The sequence below is a fragment of the Nostoc sp. genome, from assembly GCF_054880495.1.
Window position 1 is genome coordinate 72,850 of record NZ_JBTYKD010000069.1, and the last position, 17,789, is coordinate 90,638.

Consider the following 17,789-nt stretch of genomic DNA (forward strand, 5'->3'; position numbering starts at 1 on the left):
TTTGTTTAATTTGGATTTTAAAATACGCCTTATGTGAATTAAGCCACAGGATGCTGTTCAAAAGTAAGGACATCAATACCAAAACGCTGACGCAGAAAAATACGCAGAGTATGACTGGTCATTTTAGCGGCAACATGGACGCAAATACCATCAACTTTCTTCCTCAGTAGACGTTCCAAATTACGTTCGGTATTTTGCACCTCGTTAAATACACTTTCAATACGCTCGCGCAGGCTATTTAGTAAACCCTCAAACGCTTTTGGCTGTTTTTGAACAGGACTTACGCAAAAAGGCAGTGAAAGCCTTGATTTACCGTAGGGGCAAGTCATGTAGCTTTAGCTTCCCGCAGGGTATTGCCCCTACATTTCGTACCTGATGCGTAAGTCCTATTGAAGTTGATTAGCTCGTTTTGGGGTAAAAATTTGATTACCCGTAGTTTTAAAGATATCGCTTTGCCATTCACCACCGATAAATCCTTTATCTGCAAGGATACGACAACCACGAACGTAGTCTAAAACCGATTCTGCTGCTAAACGCTCATCTGTACTTGCTGGCACTAAAGAATAAACCAAGGGAATACCACTCAGGGTGCTCACAAGGACAAACTTATAGCCAAAGTAATTCATTTTGCGACTGGCACACCACCCATAATTAGCACTGCCTGTAAAATTACTTTGGTGTTTGTCGCGTTTGTAGCCAACTACTGGTACTGGTTTTGTATCTAACAACAAGGTGCGCTCAAATATTGCCCCTAAGTCTTGAACCCAAAAACGTCTTAGTTCTTCCAGCATTCCCTCCAAGCGTCTAGCTATAAGAGTTGAATTGGCTTTGATCTAACAATTTCGGGAATAGGCTCAAATAGTTTGCTCTGACAAACCCTAAAAACTGCTGTTCTCCTAGGTATGCGAAAAAATCCATTGTCACCAATAACGTTAACATTTCACTATCGTGAATCTTGGTGATGGCCCCGGTAATAACGGTACATAACGATAGCCTTTTTGCTGATACCAATCATCTACTAGCACAAAAATTGTGGTCAACAGGGTTGAACCATCTACCATATTCATTTGGAGACCTCAAGCTTTGGTGTCGTTATCTTTATCTTGTGGTTTCCCTTTCTTTTTTGCTACCCCATCTCACATAAGGCGTGAACTAACTATTTTTACCCGCTTTTAATCGGACACCGGTTATTAAAGACGGAGTATTTTCGGCTGCGATAATAATAAGGAGTACAAATACTACTTAATTTTTTGTTTAATAAAAGTCACAACCTGAGTTAGTTGTTTCTTCAAGCCATCAATTTCTGCTTGCATTTTGACCATTTTCTCGTTCAACGCATTAATTTCGGCCTTGGAGGTTCCTCCGGCACTAGGAGTTGCGAGCGGAGTATTTGCAGCACTAGGAGTTGCGAGCGGAGTATTTGCAGCACTAGGAGTTGCGAGCGGAGTGTTTGCAGCACTAGGAGTTGCGAGCGGAGTGTTTGCAGCACTAGGAGTTGCAATCGGAGTATTTGCAGTACCAGAGATTGAAATCGTGCTATTTTTGACAGCAGCCACTGCTCCTACTGAGACTAGTTCTGGGCGTGGCAGTTTCGCCTTGGTCATAGCTAACTTAATTGCGTTAATTAGTTGCTTCTGATCAAAAGGCTTACCCAGAAATTCAAAATATTCAAATGGTTCTGTGATTTTCTCGGTCACTTCTTCCTTGCGACCAGACATCAGCACCAAAGGAATTTTCCTTAACTCTGGGTTGGCTTGAACTTGCTGGAAAACCTCCCAGCCACTCATTTTAGGCAACAGGAAATCTAGCATAATTAGGCTGAGTTTTTCCTGAAGGATGAAATTTAGTCCTTCCAGACCGTCTTTTGCTTCCAGTACCTCAAAATTGCCCGGAGGCAACATTTCTCGTACTTTTACCCTGACAACTGTAGTGTCATCGATAACTAAAATTTTGTTGCTTGCCACGACTCTTTTCTCTAACAGAAACTTTAAGTGTAAATAGGGACTTTGCGGATTGTCCTTGAGAATTCTCCCACTACTATATACAAAATTTCTCTAAATTGGGGGATAGTATATTTCGGTATAAATGACATTGCTAGAGGTATTCTACAAAACTTTTGCTGGCGCTCTTTTCAATTTGTGTCATGGTGATATTTAAGGCTTTAGCCTTGAACTAGGGCATAAGGGAGATGGTGACTTGATTAAAAGCGTTGCCGCTCCCTGTGTCTATTCTTATCTATCATTTGTTAATTGACAGACCACTACTCTATATCCGTATCTTGCTTGGATGTCTATGATTTCGTCACAACAAGCCAAACTAAAGTCTGAAATTATGGCAATGCCTAGCTGGTTACGTCGCCCGATTGGCAAAGCCAGTGAAATCTCTACCGTACAACGGATTATTAAGCAGGGCCAAATTCACACGATTTGCGAAGAAGGGCGCTGTCCCAACCGGGGAGAGTGCTACGCCCAAAAAACTGCAACTTTCTTATTAATGGGGCCTACTTGCACACGCTCTTGTGCTTTCTGTCAGGTAGATAAAGGTCATGCACCAATGCCTCTTGATTTAGAGGAACCCGAAAAGGTCGCACAGGCGGTACAGCTTTTGGGATTGCGTTATGTAGTGCTAACTTCTGTAGCCCGTGATGACTTGCCGGATCAGGGTGCAGCGCACTTTGTGAAGACGATCGCGACAATCCGCCACTTGAACCCAGAGACTCAAATTGAAGTGCTGACCCCAGATTTTTGGGGTGGTGCTGGTGTTGGAGAGTCAGTCCAACGCCAACGGATAGCCATGATTGTCAAAGCTAAACCAGCTTGTTTCAATCACAATATCGAGACAGTGCAACGGTTAACTGGTCCAGTGCGCCGGGGAGCGAAGTACGATCGCTCGCTCTTGGTGCTGGCTATGGTCAAAGAAATTGATCCGACAATTCCCACCAAATCAGGTTTGATGCTGGGACACGGAGAAACACTTGATGAAATCCTTGAAGCAATGGCTGATCTAAGGGCTGTGGAGTGCGATCGCTTGACTATCGGGCAGTATATGCGCCCATCTTTAGAACATCTGCCAGTCCAAAAATATTGGACTCCAGAGGAATTTGAGCAACTCGGCAGATTAGCATGGAAAATGGGATTCAACCATGTCCGTTCTGGGCCTCTGGTTCGCAGTTCTTATCATGCTGGAGAGGAAGGAGTGGGCTTGCCGTGAGCGTAGCCGAATGGGAGTGGGGAGTAGGGAGTAGGGAGACAAGGGGAATAACCCATGCCCAATACTTCTCTACGAGAGGCTGCGCCAACGACTTCTCTACGAGACGCTACGCGAACGCTCAGTACAAGTGCCCAATTCCCAATACTTCTCTACGAGAAGCTGCGCCAACGACTTCTCTACGAGACGCCGCTCAGTACAAGTCAGTACAAGTGCCCAATGCCCAATGCCCAAGTTCACACAAACATTCTTAAAGAATTTGGGTATTTGGTACGCCAGTTTGGTATTTCTTAAAAAGTCTTGACATTAGGAGAATCGGATTATGACTGCTAAAGCTAAGAATTCCCCAGTTGCCGACAGTGGAGCTAAACCTCCCTACGCCTTTCGCACGGGCTGGGCACTGTTCTTGTTAGCTATCAACTTCCTGGTAGCAGCCTACTACTTCCACATTATTCAATAATTAGAAGTGGAGTGGTGCTGCTCAAATCGTTCCTTTGAATAAACCTTTGGGACGAATGAGCAGCACCAAAATCATGATCAACAGTGCTACACCTTGTTTATACTGTGAACCCAGCCAAGGGGTGCTAATTTCTTGGACGATGCCAATAATCAAAGCTGCCGCGATCGCACCGTAAGGGTTGCCAATCCCACCAAGTATTACTGAGGCAAATAATGGTAAAATTAAGAACCATCCCATATTCGGGCGCACGGCTGTAATTAACCCATACATACTGCCGCCCAATGACGTAAGAGTGCCAGCAATTAGCCAAGTCCAGAAAATTACTCGGTCAACATTGATACCGGAAATCCTGGCTAAGTCCAGATCGTCAGCAACTGCTCGCATCGCCTTACCAATTTTGGTATTTTGGAGCAGGTAATGCAGCGCCAAAATTGCTAGCACCGCCAGCCCTAATACTAATAATTGATTTTGCGGCACCTTTAAACCCAAAATATCTAAAGCTGGAGTAACAGGTAAATTATAATTTTGGTTCTTGCCACCCCAGATAAAAATAATCCCATTGCGGAGAAATAAGGCAAGTCCGATAGAAATAATAATCAGCGTCGTAGAAGTAGCACGGATAGAGCGCATTTTTGACCAGAGCAACTTTTCTGATAACAGCATTGCTGCTACTGTTCCCGCCGCCGCCAGGATCATCGACAGCCAAATATTGACTCCAATAGAGTTTATCAGCCACGTCAGATAGGCTCCTAAAGTTAAAAAGTCACCATGAGCAAAGTTTGATAGCCGTAAAATTCCATAGGTAAGAGTGAGTCCGACTGCGGCTAGAGCAATAATACTCCCTACTGCAATCCCATTAACGATTAGTTGGGCGAATTGAGTATCCATAAATCTTAAGTTGCTTTAAAAAATTTTAGGTTAGTGGTTCATACAATAATTTTTTTGGTCTAGCTGCTAAACTTGACATCATAAGTTATGGTTCATAACAACATAAATTATGCTTTATAAATAAAAATTATGAGTTATAAATAAATAAATCATTGTCCGCTTATATACATAGAATCCTGTTCGGATTTTTATGTGAAGCTAAACTTGTTCACCGGTCTAGTTGATCATCCAACAGTATTCAAGCTTACCAGACCAGAACTCACAGACAGATGACAACACCAAAAGTTTTGACAACAATTCAGCAACTTCGCACACAGTTGTGGCTAGAGAGCAGCTTGAACCAGTTGCAAAGTCGCCTTAATTGCCTGCTTTCTGCTTGTAACAGTGTCTCACAGGCAGAGGCCGCAGAAGCGGAAGTTTTCCAAACTGTGGTTAATGAGATTAACAGTGCTGTTCACAACAGTAATCTGGCGTTGACAGATTGTACTGTAGGCATCGCTCTGTTTCAACCACAAGAAACTGTGGCAACAATTTGCTATGTTTCTCGTTCTCCATCCGCAAACTCATTTCTAAAAGTGCTGACAGCAGAAAAAAAGCTGCTGTTGAGATTACAAGAGGTTATAGAAGTCGAAGATTTGGAGCACCTTGAGAATCAACAACCACCGGGCGCTTGGCCGTTAGCTGATGATTCTGGCAGTGTCATGGGCTGGCTAATTATCGCCGCAGCGCCCCTGATCTCTGATCGGGAGTCGCTCATAGAATTACAAGCTCAACTCAGATCAGAATTGATGGCAAGGTCTGCCAAGCAGTGTACAACAGCCTTCCTACAACTTAGGCACATCCTATCTTCGCAGCAACGGTATGAACAGTTAAGTAGCTCTAATCAAGAATTGGAGTACACCAATCAACTGAAAAATCAGTTTCTGGCAAATACCAGTCACGAAATTCGCACACCGCTTAGTTCTATAATTCTGTCTAGCGACCTGCTTTTAACGCCAGGGTACGAACTAAGTAGAGAACGCCAGCAAGAGTATTTAAATATCATTCAGTCTAGCGGCAAGCACTTACTAGCTTTAATTAATGATATTTTGGATCTCTCTAAAATTGAAGCAAATCAGCTGGATATACACTGGGAAATAGTAGATGTGAAACTGTTGTGTAAGAATGTTTTGATGCTGGTGAGAGAGAAAGCTGTTAATAAGGGTTTGAAACTGTACCTAAAAATTGACCCTGATATTATAACCCTAGTAGCCGATCCCTTACGACTCAAGCAAATGCTGTTGAATTTACTCTTCAACGCCCTAAAGTTTACCAGTAAAGGAAGTGTTGGCTTAGAGGTTGCTCACAAAGATGAATTTGTGCATTTTACAGTTTGGGATACTGGCACTGGCATTTCCCAAGAAGACCAAGCTCAATTGTTTCAACCCTATTTCCAAATACCCAAGGCTATAGCTGGTGTTGAAGGTACTGGTTTGGGTTTAGCAGTGACTCGGAAACTCGCCCAAATTCACGGTGGTTCTGTGAAAGTGGAATCGGAAATAGATCACGGTTGCCGTTTTACCCTCGTACTTCCCCTTAAGCAAGATGCGGGAGTGGGAGGAGATGAGGGAGTAGAGAAAGCAAAATTTTCCTCATCTGGTCTGCCTTTCACCCCTAGTTCCTGTGTAGATATTTTGCTGGTAGAAAATGACTTTCCCAACGCTCATTTGATGCAAATCTATCTACGTGAATTGGGATATCAGGTGACTTGGGCTAAGAATGCTACTGAGATGTGGCAAACTCTAACACAATTAGATCCAGCGTTGATTTTAATGGATGTCTACCTGGCAGATGAAAATGGTCTTAACTTGGTGCAACAACTGCGAGAAAATCAGCAATATGGAAAGATTCCGATAATTATCCAAACAGCAATGGCAATGAAAGGCGATCGCGAAATTTGTCTAGCAGCTGGAGTAAATGACTATATTTCTAAACCAATTGATTTAAAACTTTTAGCCAGTCTGGTGGCGAAGTACAGCAAACCATCAATAACGGCGGAAACAAGGGAGTAGGGGGAAATGATTACAATAGAAATTGTTGGGTGCTATAGGGTTTTGGCAGGATTGGGAAATGATGTTGACAGAAAAATTTGAGCAATTAATAGCCTTATTTAGAGAAATGGAGCAGGCGTTGATCGCCTACTCTGGGGGCGTTGATAGCACTTTGGTTGCCAAAATTGCTTTTGATGTGTTGGGCGATCGCGCTTTGGCTGTCACGGCTGTTTCTCCTTCGCTATTACCAGAAGAGTTGGAAGACGCGAAAATTCAAGCTGCAACTATTGGGATTGCTCATAAAATCGTCCAGACTCAGGAGATGGAAAATCCCAATTACACCTCTAACCCTGTTAATCGCTGTTATTTTTGCAAAAGTGAGTTGCACGACACTCTCAAACCTTTAGCTTTAGAGTTGGGTTATCCCTATGTAGTGGATGGGGTGAATGCTGATGATTTGCATGATTATCGCCCAGGAATTCAGGCAGCGAAAGAAAGAGGGGCGCGATCGCCTTTAGCAGAAATCGGTGTCACGAAATTAGAAGTCCGCCAACTTTCGCAACAACTCAGTTTAGCTTGGTGGGATAAACCTGCTCAACCTTGCCTCAGTTCCCGCTTTCCTTATGGTGAAGAGATTACTGTCGCTAAATTGCAACGAGTCGGCAGAGGAGAAATTTATCTGCGTAAACTAGGTTGGGAGAATTTGCGCGTGCGATCGCAAGGGGATACAGCACGCATTGAATTACCATCAGAACAAATTAAAGAGTTTGTATTGACTACCGATTTACAAATATTAATTTCCGCATTTCAAGATTTGGGATTTATCTACGTAACCTTAGATTTGGAAGGTTATCGCAGTGGGAAGTTGAATCAGGTTTTGAATCGGGAAGCCTTGGATGTTCAAATAATTCGTAATTAAGTTTTGCAAATATACCAGATGAGAAACAAGATTCTTGCTCCCTCTCCTTATCAAGGAGAGGGTTGGGGTGAGGTTTCACAAGGCTTTTTATGAAAGTGAGATGCTCAATTCTCACGCTGAGTCAGCTTGTATTCTATCTGCTGTAGTGCCGATCGCCACACATCATATCCCTCTTGAGACAGATGCAACCCATCTGTAGTCAACTCTGGGCGCAAATTGCCTTCCATATCCGTAAACCAGCTATAAATATTTAGATAATTAGCGCCTTCTTGTTTAGCAATCACGGTTAGTTGGATGTTGATGTGACGAATGCGGCTATTGGAAACTTTTGGTAGGCGAGTAGGCAAAATTGATTCGACAATGATTTGAGCGCGTGGGTGAGTCTGCCGTAAGCGGTGGATAATTCGGCGATAATTACGCAAAATTGTTTCATCACTAGCGCCTTTGCGTAAGTCATTAATCCCAGCCATGATGTAAATCACATTCGGACGGGTTGCCGAAAATGCCCCCAACCTTTTTAAAACACCACTGGAAGTATCTCCAGATATGCCTTGATTTAGCCACAATTGACCAGTAGGAAGTTTTTCTCTAGGAAACCACATACTCAAAGAATCACCAACTAAGATACTTAGATGATTTGCACCTTGACCTTGAGCGATCGCTCTCGCTTCTAAGGCTAATAAACTTTTCCAGTCGTCATAAGTTAGTTGACGTTTCTTAATCGACTCCCACAAAGATTGCAAATTACCATTATCTACGCGTGTATAAATCTGACCTGTTTTCAGAGCCGCCAATCTTTGGTAGTAAAGTTCATTGCCAGATGTCAGTGAGAAACCAAGTGGTTGGCCACTAGAGTTGAGTAGTGACTCTGTTGGGGCTGGTAATCCCTGACTGCCGGGTTCTGCTAAGGAGATATCAACGCTCTTGATATTCTTCTCACCTACTGTTGGCTGCAAACTTTTTAGGGGTTGCAATACTTGGCCGCTGAGTTCTGGGAAGGAGATATCAACACTCTTGATAATTTTTGTACTGACTATTGTCTGCGAACCCTGTTTTAAATTCCATAGGAATCTAGAATTTTCTGGCAGGACAATCGACAGATGTGGAAGAGCCGATGCGGGTATTGCCAATCCTGTTAACAAACCTGCTGCCAACAGATAAGGGTCCTTCATCGCTTTGTCTCTCCTCTACTCACTGCTTTTCCCTATGACAGCATTACTTGCCTGTATTCAGGAAAATTTTACTTCGGTTAAGTTATTATTCTTATTTATACTGTGTGGCTCTGTAAAGCGTGTTCACAATATTATATTTGACATTTTACGATCTCTTTAAAGTACGGCATTGTCCGTGGTATACAAATCTTCTTTTTGAGGATATTTCTACTGAAAGCACTGTTTTCATCAGCCGACCACTTTTGATAACTCATTCGTATTAGTAGATACTCCGCACGGGATTACCAAGTAAGTAAGCGCGACCTAAATCTAGTACTAATGAGCCATTATCTGCCAGTACTATTTTAAATTCATCGGCAAAAGGTAACGGCGTACCCCACACTTCCACTTGGCTCAGTGACCGCTGCATCGGCTGACAACAAGCCACTGGTTAGCTATAAAATAAAGACAAATCAATCAAAGGGGGTCTTTATGGCAACCCAACTCACTAAAGCTAAATCTTCAACAGAACTGGTAATATCTTGGGAAGCATTGCCCGCAGATTTTCACCTAGAGGATGAACCAGTGGAAAATACAGGTCAGCCACTATTGGCTGGTGCTTTGCGCGAAAGCCTTGAGATCAGTGGTTTCATCCAACCGCAGATGTTGATAGCCTCGAATTTTGGACTTTGTGCGACGATAAACGGACAATTTGTGGCTAAAGCACCCGACTGGGTTTATGTGCGATCGCTAAATCAGGTTTTGGCAGAACGCAAAAGTTATACACCCAATTTAGAGGGTGATATTCCGGCAATTGTGATGGAATTTATATCTGAGACTGAAGGTGGAGAATACTCTTTTAAGCGAACCTATCCACCAGGAAAATGGTTTTTTTATGAGCAGATTCTTCAAGTCCCAATTTACCTGATTTTTGACCCAAATGGCGGTTTGTTAGAATTTTACCAACTCGAAAACAGCCGCTACGAGTTAAAGCAACCTGATGAAAATGGCCGTCATTGGATTGATTCAATGGGTTTATTTCTGGGAACTTGGCAAGGAACAAAAGAAGCCCGTACTGGTTACTGGTTGCGCTGGTGGGATGAGGCAGGTAATTTGTTACTTTGGGCAGTGGAACAAATTGAACAGGAACGTCAACGTGCCGAACAGGAACGTCAGCAAAAAGAACGGCTAATTGCCTATTTACAATCTCAAGGTATTGATCCAAATAATTTGCCATAGCATATATAGACAAAATTTTCAAGTATTTCAGTGACTCAGTTTAAGCAAAAAATTGCTGGGTTGCCTATGAAGGAGTGGCGCGTCATGCAAAAATTCCAGCATAGGTGAAAAAGCTACTCGAACAGAAAAAAGCAAGAGAGGAAAAAATAGCGTTTTTGATGAATCAAAAAACAAAATTATTCGTCATTTAAACTATCAATTCCCGACCTATTTCTACTGGAGGATGATTTATGTCATCACAACTGCTGCGATTTATATCTTTGGGCGGTCTTAGCTTATCTTTGTGTCTGAGCAATTCCGCAGCAATGGCACAATATGATTCTAGTGGCGAAGGTGTAGTAGTACCAACACTACCATCAGGTGGTACATCAAGACCAGTCCCAATAGACACATCAACAGGCATACCACCTTCAACCTCGGCTGACGGTACAACTCGATTTAGCTGTCAGAATTACAATGGTCAGTATACTGTCATGTATCAGCCACAAAGTCAATCAGGACAATTCTTTCCTTGGGCGGCGCCTGCAGCTTTGGGTGGTGGTTGGGACGCACAAAGGCGTTGTGCAGCAATTGCCAGTCGTTTAGAACTTTATCGTCCAGATGGCTTACAAGAACTCCAGACAGCTGTTGAAAATAACGAAAATATTGTCTGCGTCACAACTGAAGCTAACCCAACCTGTAGAATTGTGCTGACAGTACCGCGTGGAAAAGATCCTTATGTTATCCGCAATAGCGTTTTCCAAAACTTGACTACTGCTGACAGTGGACAACAGACTATAGCCGTTAACACTTATGGCGATCGCAGTAGTGGAGGCAACGAATTATATAATTTAGGACGCACACTTCTAGGCAGTGGCAATAATCGGGTTAGTTCATCTAGAGATGGAATTAATCTGAAACCTTTCCTCGATCGCAAAGATGGCGGTACTGGAAACAATTTGCGGAGTGGAGTAGCAATTGGTCGTCAGTCTCAGCCTAACAATGCTCGTCTAAATCCTGATAAGTTCCGCTAATTGATACTTCATTACTCAATATAAAACAGTTCAGTTAAGAAGAATTATAGGGTGGGCAAACAGCTTACCCTAATTTTTATTGGAGTAAGATTTTACACCAATCTCAATCAAGCTATTTTTGGAGGGTGGGCAATATTTACGGATGCCGATCGTGAAAATTGGAAATAGAGAGTTAGCTGCATTGCTAGGAATTACATCAACTAGCCTGAGTGCAAATGACTTCGTTTTTTCTGCTAGCGTCGTAGCTTAGGAATAAGAATTAAATAAGATACAATTTATGTCCCTGGCTTACCTCACCCTCAATCCCTCTCCGATATATTGGAGAGGGAAGCTAGAGATAGGGTGAGGTTTTGCATTTTATTTAATCCACGTTCCTTAACGTGAGTTCGATAGATTTAGTTACGATTAAGCACCTATTTGAGTCCACCAATGAAAACCTGTTAAGCCTCGAATCAAATCTTACTGTTCTTGCTTGGCGGTAAAGCTGTTCTAATTCAGAAATACTTGAATGGGCGGTTATCTAATCTTCTTTTGGCAAGATATCATCAATCGGTCGCTCCTGATTAATATCAGAACTTTCTGCTTTCCAATTATCATCTGCTTCCGAAGATTCAGAAACCATCACAAACTCAGTCTCTTGTGTATGATTATTTCCCCATTTATCTAAGACATCTTTAATTAACACTTCTTGCAACCAAATCTTAGCGACAACAGTTAGGGGTAGCGCCAGAAATAATCCTAAGAAGCCAAAGAAAGTAACGAAAAATAGTTGGGAAATTAAGGTTAGAGCTGGCAGCAATGAGACTTGATGGGCCATGACAACGGGCGTGATGAAATTGCTTTCAATCTGTTGAATGATAAAGTAGAGAATCAACACAGCGATCGCTTTCCAAGGTTCATCCAAGAAGGCGATCGCCATTGCTGGTATGACACTCATCGTTGGTCCCAGGTTGGGAATTAAGTTAAAAAATCCTGCTAAAACCGCTAAAGCTAGTGCTGCCTTGACACCCAAAATTGATAAGCCAATCAGACTCATCATCCCGACTACACAGATGGCAATAAAAGCGCCTGTAATCCATCCCTCCAAGGAGACTTCACATTTATCTAAAATCCCATCTACCCGTCGCCGATAAAATGAGGGGAAAAGCTGCACAAATACTTGGCGGTAAGCCACGGGATCGGCTAACATCATTCCTGTTAAAACCAACACTAACAAAATCTTGAGGACAACTTCCAAAGAGCCAGAGACAAAGGCGAAGGAGTTTCCCAGTAGGCGATTGACGAAGGGCTGTATTTGTTGGATGAGGCTATTGATATCTGGAATGTAGGGAACTAACTGGTTAGGAATACGAGTTCTCAGGGCATCAAGCCAACCATTAAAGCGCTCAAACCCTTTAGGAACCTGATTGGTTAGTTCTTGAAACTGCTGTGCAAAAGGTGGCACAATTAGCCAGAAAAAACCCGCGATACCTGCAAAAAAGATAGCTACTGCTAGAAGGACGGCGAATCCACGCCTCATCCCAAAGCGTTGGAAGCGTTTCGCTAGCCGGTTTAAGGTAGTGGCTAACACAACTGCGGCAAACATCAGCAAAAGCACTTCCCGAATTTGCCACAGGATGTATAAAGAAAGAAGGATGGCGATTAAGCCGATCCATTGACCGAGTTTCACAGGCTGACTCCCAACGGTTGGCGAGATGCAATTTTTTGGTAATTCAGCTAGGTTAGCCGATTTTAGTAGGTTGTGCGTAAATAGTTTGAGTTAATTTTGGTTCTGTGCTTGGAATCGCCAGAGTAGCGCGATCGCTATAATTACAATCGGCAACAATATTATAATTAGCGCGTTGGTTGTTGTCGCTGGAATTGATAGACTTGGCGCTGCATACTTAATTAATAGCGATAACAAAGCTGAGAGTAAAAGCAGCTTCAGAACTAATCCTAGTTGATTTTCCATAAAAGTACGGCAATACAAATTTTTCTGGTACACATGATTTTGGCTGTACCGCCCAGTTTCTACAATAAACCTACAGATACAATCCTTTCCAACTTTCTCTAGGAAATGCGTTCGCTTTTTTACGTCAAACTCAACCAGCCAAAAACTTCTTCCACCGTCAGTTCCAACTCGATACCCTCAAGAATGGGTAATTTATCAGCACCTTCGGATAATTCCACTCGCCCTCCAGGAAAAATCCCTGGCACACTTTCATCTTCTGGGTTGATTAACCAGCCGAGTTCAGTACCATTGCGCGAACAATGCAATAATTTACTCAATACTTTTTTTAACGTTTGGTCTGGGGAAAGAATCTCAATTGCCCAGTCGGGATGAATTTCAAAGCGATTAACAATTCTGCCAGATGGAGTTTTAGGAATTCTATCCCAACGAAACACAGACACATCCGGGACGATAGAAGCGCCGCCAAAGGTACAACGCAGTTCTGGGAAAGCTACAGCAAATTTTTTGCTTCTAGCTATACCGTTAATTGTTTCGCAAAGAGTAGCTTGGAGCAAGCTATGTTCACCTTGAGGCATTGGTTTTTGAATGATTTCTCCGCTGATAAAGTCTGATGCTGGTTCAGTTTCTGGTAATTTGAGGAAGTCCTCTAAAGTTAGTTGGAGTTGACTGGCGATCGCCATAAGTAAATAGGATAGTGGGGATGGTTTAATTATGGGCGAATGTGCGATCGCCTCGCATCTTTCGTTTCTGATAGGTGCTAGAAATTATATTTTTGGGAAACTGAGGAGGCGATTAACTTGGACGGATACATCACCAAAGGCTAGGGGGACAATAGTACCTGTGGTTAATGTCAATTCTGTTGTGTATTGCCCATCTTTGAAGTCTCGAAATACTTGCAACTGAGAATTTTTGAGATTGATAACCCAATATTCAACAATGCCTTTAATCGCTAATCGCTACTGAGGAGATACAGTTGTAAAATTATATATCCCCAGTCAGGAGCATTGTGATGTTTCGGCATTTAGTACGTGCATTAATTCTTACGATAATTCTAAGTACCTTTTTGAATCTGACAGGCTCTACTGCCTTTGCACAACAGATATATGAACCAACAACTGAGTCCCTATCAAAACATGAAGTTCCAGAGTGGTTCAAAGATGCTAAACTCGGCATTTTCATTCACTGGGGCGTGTACTCCGTACCTGCTTGGGCACCACTGACTGGTGAACAGAATAAGGTAGTTGCAGAACGCGGTTGGGAATATTGGTTCCAGCACAACCCTTATGTTGAATGGTACTACAACTCCATGAAACTTGAGGGCAGCGATACCTATAACCATCACCGTGCTACCTACTTAGTAAAGAAGGTATGCGTATGGGTCTGTACTACTCCGGCGGTATTGATTGGTCTAAACAAGATACAACGGTAACAGACTTTAACAGCTTGGTTGCAGCTATTATCCAAGAAAAATCGTACGCTGAATATGCTAACGCTCACTGGCGCGAACTCATAGACCGCTATCAGCCGTCTATCTTATGGAATGACCTTGGCTACCCTGTTGGTCAGGCGAACGGGATTATGGCTTACTTTTATAATCACGTACCTAACGGTGTCGTTAATGACCGCTTTGATTTAGGTGGGCAATTTGGTTTACACTTCGACTTCTCCACACCTGAATACAGTCAACTCAAACAAATCGAACCAAAGAAATGGGAAAGCACAAGGGGTTTAGGTTACTCGTTTGGTTACAACCAGAATGATACCGACTTGAACATGATTTCAGTAGATGAACTGGTTGACTCATTCGTAGACATTGTTAGTAAAAACGGCAACTTACTGCTCAACATTGGGCCAAATGCCGATGGTTCAATCTCCAAACTGCAAACTGAACGATTGCTCGGCTTGGGCAAGTGGCTAGATGTAAATGGTGAAGCCATCTTTGGTTCGCGCTATTGGATACGCTCAGAAGATGTATCCACTCAAGGCATCCGAGTGCGCTACACCACAAATAAGGGTAATTTGTATGCTGTCTTGCTTGATACTCCTATGAGTCAGACACTGACAATCCCAGGGCTAATTCTGCCGAAAAATGCAAAGATTACAATGCTAGGGGCAAAAGGTAAACTTGAGTGGCAACAGTACGGACAGAATTTAGTTGTCACGCTACCGGATATGTGTGTGGGTAAAAAATCACCAGCCTACACATTGAAAATCAGCCAGATACCTCTTTCCTGAAGCTCGGATATTAACGCTAATTCACCAGTTAGCACTCAAGATATTGAAAAGTTTTTAGCTAAAAAACCAGAGCTATTGAAAAGCATTTTATCTCAGGCAAAGCGTCCACTCAAAGATGCTGCTGCTGTTAATTCAACTCGCTCTTGCTTATTTAGTCGATTAAAACAGACTGGATTAACTGTGCTGACTGGTTCAGGTGGACTAACTAAATTTAACCGCACTCGCTTAGGATTACCGAAAATTCACTGGTTAGATGCTGCTTGTGTCGGTAAGGTTGAAATGCTCAAAATACTCACAACCAAACCATTACTCATAACCTGCAAAGGTAAAGGTACAAGGCGATTGTGTCGGATAAATAAGTTTGGGTTCCCGCTATCTAAGCCACGCCAAAGCTATGAATATGGGTGGAGTACTGGGGACTTAGCAGAGGGGAAAGGAGTGATTGGGCGTGTAGTTGTACAGTCGGCAACTAGGCTGGAAATTAGGGTAAAGGGAGTTAGGCATGGAGGAAGGTTAAGTGAGTTCACGAGATTGCATCTAAAGGAGAGCTATGACTACGCTTGACTCCGGTTTACTACGATATTTTAAGACTAAATGATATGGGTGCGATCGCACCCATGAAGACACTACGATAGAGCATAGGATTGCAAAAAGGGATGGCGAACGCCCTGTTATTAACTCTGTTGGCCCAGAGAATTTTTAAAGTTTGTTGTTCAGGAGTATCAAAGACTCGTCAACGGAGTTCAGAGGTGAATTCATCCACTTCAAAGACTCGTCAACGGAGTTCAGAGGTGGATTCATCCAGTTCAAACACTCGTCAACGGAGTTCAGAGGTGGAATCTGCACCGCAACTCACTAAAGTCTGTCCATCTGAACTAAAAGCTAGGGAATTCACTTCATCCACCAGCCCAGATATCATCCAAGGATACTCTGATAATGTATCTAGTGAACTACTTAGACTTGCCTCAAGAATAAAATTTTATCAGCCGGAGACAGAAATATGCTGTTTGGACAAACAGAATTTGCAGAATTTACTTTGGAGTAATTAAGCACGCCAACGGAGTATTTGACCCTTGACAGGATTCACAAATTCTCGTCCTTGGGTGACAGACCGAGCATACTCCCGCTTTAACTGGTAATACCACTGCGCCTGCATATCTGAATCCTTAATCAGTCGCAGCACAGGATCATATTTCAGACCAATCTGCTGCTTTTCCACAACCGTCCGGTCTTGACCAATGAAAGTCCGCGCCAGCACATGTAGCAGTGGCTTGAAAAATCCTACCCAAGGAAGTGTCCAGTAAAGAGCAAAAGTTACCTCAGTTTCTGTGTCTGAAATGGGTGTAACTGCCGTTAAATTAACGACTCGATGGTTGCCAATGGTGGTTTCTTCTATTCTGACTCCAGGTAAACGAAAAGAAATCTCCGTTTCCGGTACACCACCGCCAATCAGCCAGTATAATCGACCCCCATTCGCTGGCAATCGGTGTCGTCGCATCGTGAAACCGTAGGGCGAAGCGTCGAATTGCTTCACTTCTTCGTGCAGTTGCTCATTTCGCCACCACCAAGCTTTATGAACATAGGGTGAATGGGCAGGGTCCATCAAACCCACCACTGCATGATCTATAAAACAGGGAAATCTCATCACCTCTACAAACTGGGGCGTTGGCGAAGCCCCCCGTAGGGATCGCTCATCAAACCCTGGAATTACCGCAATTTCCATCTCAGAAGCAGGTTGAGGGTTATCGGCATCAGCCATATATATCCAAATATTCCCTTGGGCTTCCCGAACTGTGTATGACTGTACATCAAAGCGACTCAAATCTATCTGCTGTTCCTCTACAAGAGATGGAATCGCAGTGCAGCGTCCAGCCGAGTTAAAGCGCCAACCGTGATAGCAGCATTCCACTTCCTGCCCATTGAATCTACCACAACTCAAAGGCACAGCACGATGAGGACAAATGTCTGTCATCGCAGACACTTTGCCATCCTGGTCACGAATTAACAGCACCGGTTCTCCCAAGAAAATGCGGCTGATCATCATACCTAGCTTGATCTGATTACTAGGCAGAGCATAGTACCAAGTATTACGTAATACAAAATTATCGTTATTTTTCATTACTAATTGCGTCTGCCTTTGACACAACGAAAGTCCTGGTTTGCGAAAAGGAAAGTTGAAAACATTCTTTCAGGTTTGTAATTGCTGTAGGTAAATTCAACTGATGCACTTGTTGGTCGTGTTCGTAATTATCTCAGATTTAGGTTGCTCTGGGAGGATTGTAGGTTTGAAGTTGGATTATTCGCCAGAAATTTGCACAAATACCATTCTTTTGCGCGGACCATCCAACTCAAAAAACAACACAGATTGTCAGGTTCCCAAAGCTAATTTACTATCTACAATGGGAATTATCTCACTAGTGGTCAGCATCATTGCCATTAAGTGAGAGTGAGCATTAATCGGCTCATTTTCCGGGACATCTCTTAAATGCAAGTCATTATGCAAGTAACAGTCTGATTCCGGTGCTACTCCTAATTCCTGTACAGACGCGATTAATCGCGTCTGTACTCCTAATTCCTGTACAGACGCGATTAATCGCGTCTTATATTTTGTAAACCTTGCACTAATCTTTGTATACCTTCTTTTGCCGTCTCTTTTTGCAGCGCACCATAGGCAACGCGTAGGTAACATCCATCAT

At 42.9% G+C, this 17,789-nt stretch carries 18 protein-coding genes and 3 pseudogenes; 11 read left to right on the top strand and 10 right to left on the bottom strand.

What is annotated here, in order from left to right; all coding sequences use genetic code 11:
- Positions 1-38: 38 nt before the first annotated feature.
- Positions 39-1,061: pseudogene (locus ACYTXL_RS08300) on the bottom strand (transposase).
- Positions 1,062-1,238: 177 nt separating this feature from the next.
- Entirely contained in the window at positions 1,239-1,964 is a 726-nt protein-coding gene (locus tag ACYTXL_RS08305; RefSeq protein ID WP_461924294.1) for a response regulator, read from the bottom strand.
- 328 nt (positions 1,965-2,292) lie between these two features.
- On the opposite strand from ACYTXL_RS08305, the gene lipA reads away from it, so the two are divergent.
- The 3 genes from lipA to psaX are packed head-to-tail and all read left to right on the top strand — an operon-like array spanning position 2,293 to position 3,667.
- A complete protein-coding gene (gene lipA / locus ACYTXL_RS08310; protein ID WP_461924295.1) occupies positions 2,293-3,210 on the top strand; it encodes a lipoyl synthase in 918 nt (305 codons plus the stop codon).
- 54 nt (positions 3,211-3,264) lie between these two features.
- A complete protein-coding gene (locus ACYTXL_RS08315) occupies positions 3,265-3,501 on the top strand; it encodes a hypothetical protein (protein WP_461924296.1) in 237 nt (78 codons plus the stop codon).
- Between the two features lie 28 nt (positions 3,502-3,529).
- Entirely contained in the window at positions 3,530-3,667 is a 138-nt protein-coding gene (psaX, locus tag ACYTXL_RS08320) for a photosystem I protein PsaX (protein ID WP_292825478.1), read from the top strand.
- A 21-nt stretch (positions 3,668-3,688) separates the two neighbouring features.
- Here the strand turns inward: psaX and ACYTXL_RS08325 are convergent, their stop codons facing one another.
- A complete protein-coding gene (locus ACYTXL_RS08325) occupies positions 3,689-4,555 on the bottom strand; it encodes a branched-chain amino acid ABC transporter permease (protein ID WP_461924297.1) in 867 nt (288 codons plus the stop codon).
- Positions 4,556-4,781: 226 nt separating this feature from the next.
- Between ACYTXL_RS08325 and hrmK the strand changes: the two are divergent.
- Positions 4,782-6,606 (top strand): annotated as a pseudogene (hrmK, locus tag ACYTXL_RS08330) (hybrid histidine kinase/response regulator HrmK).
- A 58-nt stretch (positions 6,607-6,664) separates the two neighbouring features.
- The gene (gene larE, locus ACYTXL_RS08335) at positions 6,665-7,504 is read left to right on the top strand and encodes an ATP-dependent sacrificial sulfur transferase LarE (protein ID WP_461924298.1); all 840 of its coding nucleotides are present in this window, start codon (positions 6,665-6,667) and stop codon (positions 7,502-7,504) included.
- Positions 7,505-7,608: 104 nt separating this feature from the next.
- Here larE and ACYTXL_RS08340 read toward each other — a convergent pair whose 3' ends face one another.
- Together ACYTXL_RS08340 and ACYTXL_RS08345 are read right to left on the bottom strand one after the other, a co-directional pair.
- Complete coding sequence (locus tag ACYTXL_RS08340) at positions 7,609-8,676, bottom strand: SGNH/GDSL hydrolase family protein (protein ID WP_461924299.1); 1,068 nt, start codon at positions 8,674-8,676, stop codon at positions 7,609-7,611.
- Between the two features lie 259 nt (positions 8,677-8,935).
- The gene (locus tag ACYTXL_RS08345; protein ID WP_461924300.1) at positions 8,936-9,085 is read right to left on the bottom strand and encodes a hypothetical protein; all 150 of its coding nucleotides are present in this window, start codon (positions 9,083-9,085) and stop codon (positions 8,936-8,938) included.
- A gap of 62 nt (positions 9,086-9,147) precedes the next feature.
- Between ACYTXL_RS08345 and ACYTXL_RS08350 the strand changes: the two genes are divergently transcribed.
- Positions 9,148-9,894, top strand: a complete 747-nt coding sequence (locus tag ACYTXL_RS08350) for a Uma2 family endonuclease (protein ID WP_461924301.1) — start codon at positions 9,148-9,150, stop codon at positions 9,892-9,894.
- A 230-nt stretch (positions 9,895-10,124) separates the two neighbouring features.
- Positions 10,125-10,907: a COP23 domain-containing protein gene (locus ACYTXL_RS08355; RefSeq protein ID WP_461924302.1), complete on the top strand. Its 783-nt coding sequence runs from the start codon at positions 10,125-10,127 to the stop codon at positions 10,905-10,907.
- 520 nt (positions 10,908-11,427) lie between these two features.
- Here the strand turns inward: ACYTXL_RS08355 and ACYTXL_RS08360 are convergent.
- From ACYTXL_RS08360 to ACYTXL_RS08370, 3 genes are all read right to left on the bottom strand, one after another.
- A complete protein-coding gene (locus ACYTXL_RS08360) occupies positions 11,428-12,576 on the bottom strand; it encodes an AI-2E family transporter (RefSeq protein WP_461924303.1) in 1,149 nt (382 codons plus the stop codon).
- A gap of 90 nt (positions 12,577-12,666) precedes the next feature.
- The gene (locus tag ACYTXL_RS08365) at positions 12,667-12,858 is read right to left on the bottom strand and encodes a hypothetical protein (RefSeq protein ID WP_461924304.1); all 192 of its coding nucleotides are present in this window, start codon (positions 12,856-12,858) and stop codon (positions 12,667-12,669) included.
- Positions 12,859-12,977: 119 nt separating this feature from the next.
- Complete coding sequence (locus tag ACYTXL_RS08370; RefSeq protein WP_461924305.1) at positions 12,978-13,538, bottom strand: Uma2 family endonuclease; 561 nt, start codon at positions 13,536-13,538, stop codon at positions 12,978-12,980.
- A 329-nt stretch (positions 13,539-13,867) separates the two neighbouring features.
- Between ACYTXL_RS08370 and ACYTXL_RS08375 the strand changes: the two genes are divergently transcribed.
- The 4 genes from ACYTXL_RS08375 (at position 13,868) to ACYTXL_RS08390 (ending at position 16,142) form a co-directional block, all read left to right on the top strand.
- Positions 13,868-14,287, top strand: a complete 420-nt coding sequence (locus ACYTXL_RS08375) for an alpha-L-fucosidase (protein ID WP_461924306.1) — start codon at positions 13,868-13,870, stop codon at positions 14,285-14,287.
- The gene (locus tag ACYTXL_RS08380; protein WP_461924307.1) at positions 14,233-15,093 is read left to right on the top strand and encodes an alpha-L-fucosidase; all 861 of its coding nucleotides are present in this window, start codon (positions 14,233-14,235) and stop codon (positions 15,091-15,093) included. Before ACYTXL_RS08375 ends, ACYTXL_RS08380 begins: the two co-directional genes overlap by 55 nt.
- Before the next feature lie 75 nt (positions 15,094-15,168).
- On the top strand, positions 15,169-15,657 hold the full coding sequence (locus ACYTXL_RS08385) for a hypothetical protein (protein ID WP_461924308.1): 489 nt from the start codon (positions 15,169-15,171) through the stop codon (positions 15,655-15,657).
- A 185-nt stretch (positions 15,658-15,842) separates the two neighbouring features.
- Positions 15,843-16,142 carry a hypothetical protein gene (locus ACYTXL_RS08390; protein ID WP_461924309.1) on the top strand — a complete coding sequence of 100 codons (300 nt, stop codon included), beginning with the start codon at positions 15,843-15,845 and terminating at the stop codon, positions 16,140-16,142.
- Here ACYTXL_RS08390 and ACYTXL_RS08395 read toward each other — a convergent pair.
- Entirely contained in the window at positions 16,139-17,212 is a 1,074-nt protein-coding gene (locus tag ACYTXL_RS08395) for a Rieske 2Fe-2S domain-containing protein (protein ID WP_461924310.1), read from the bottom strand. The genes ACYTXL_RS08390 and ACYTXL_RS08395 overlap by 4 nt on opposite strands.
- Positions 17,213-17,389: 177 nt before the next feature.
- Positions 17,390-17,719 (bottom strand): annotated as a pseudogene (locus ACYTXL_RS08400) (YjbQ family protein).
- Between the last annotated feature and the right edge of the window lie 70 nt (positions 17,720-17,789).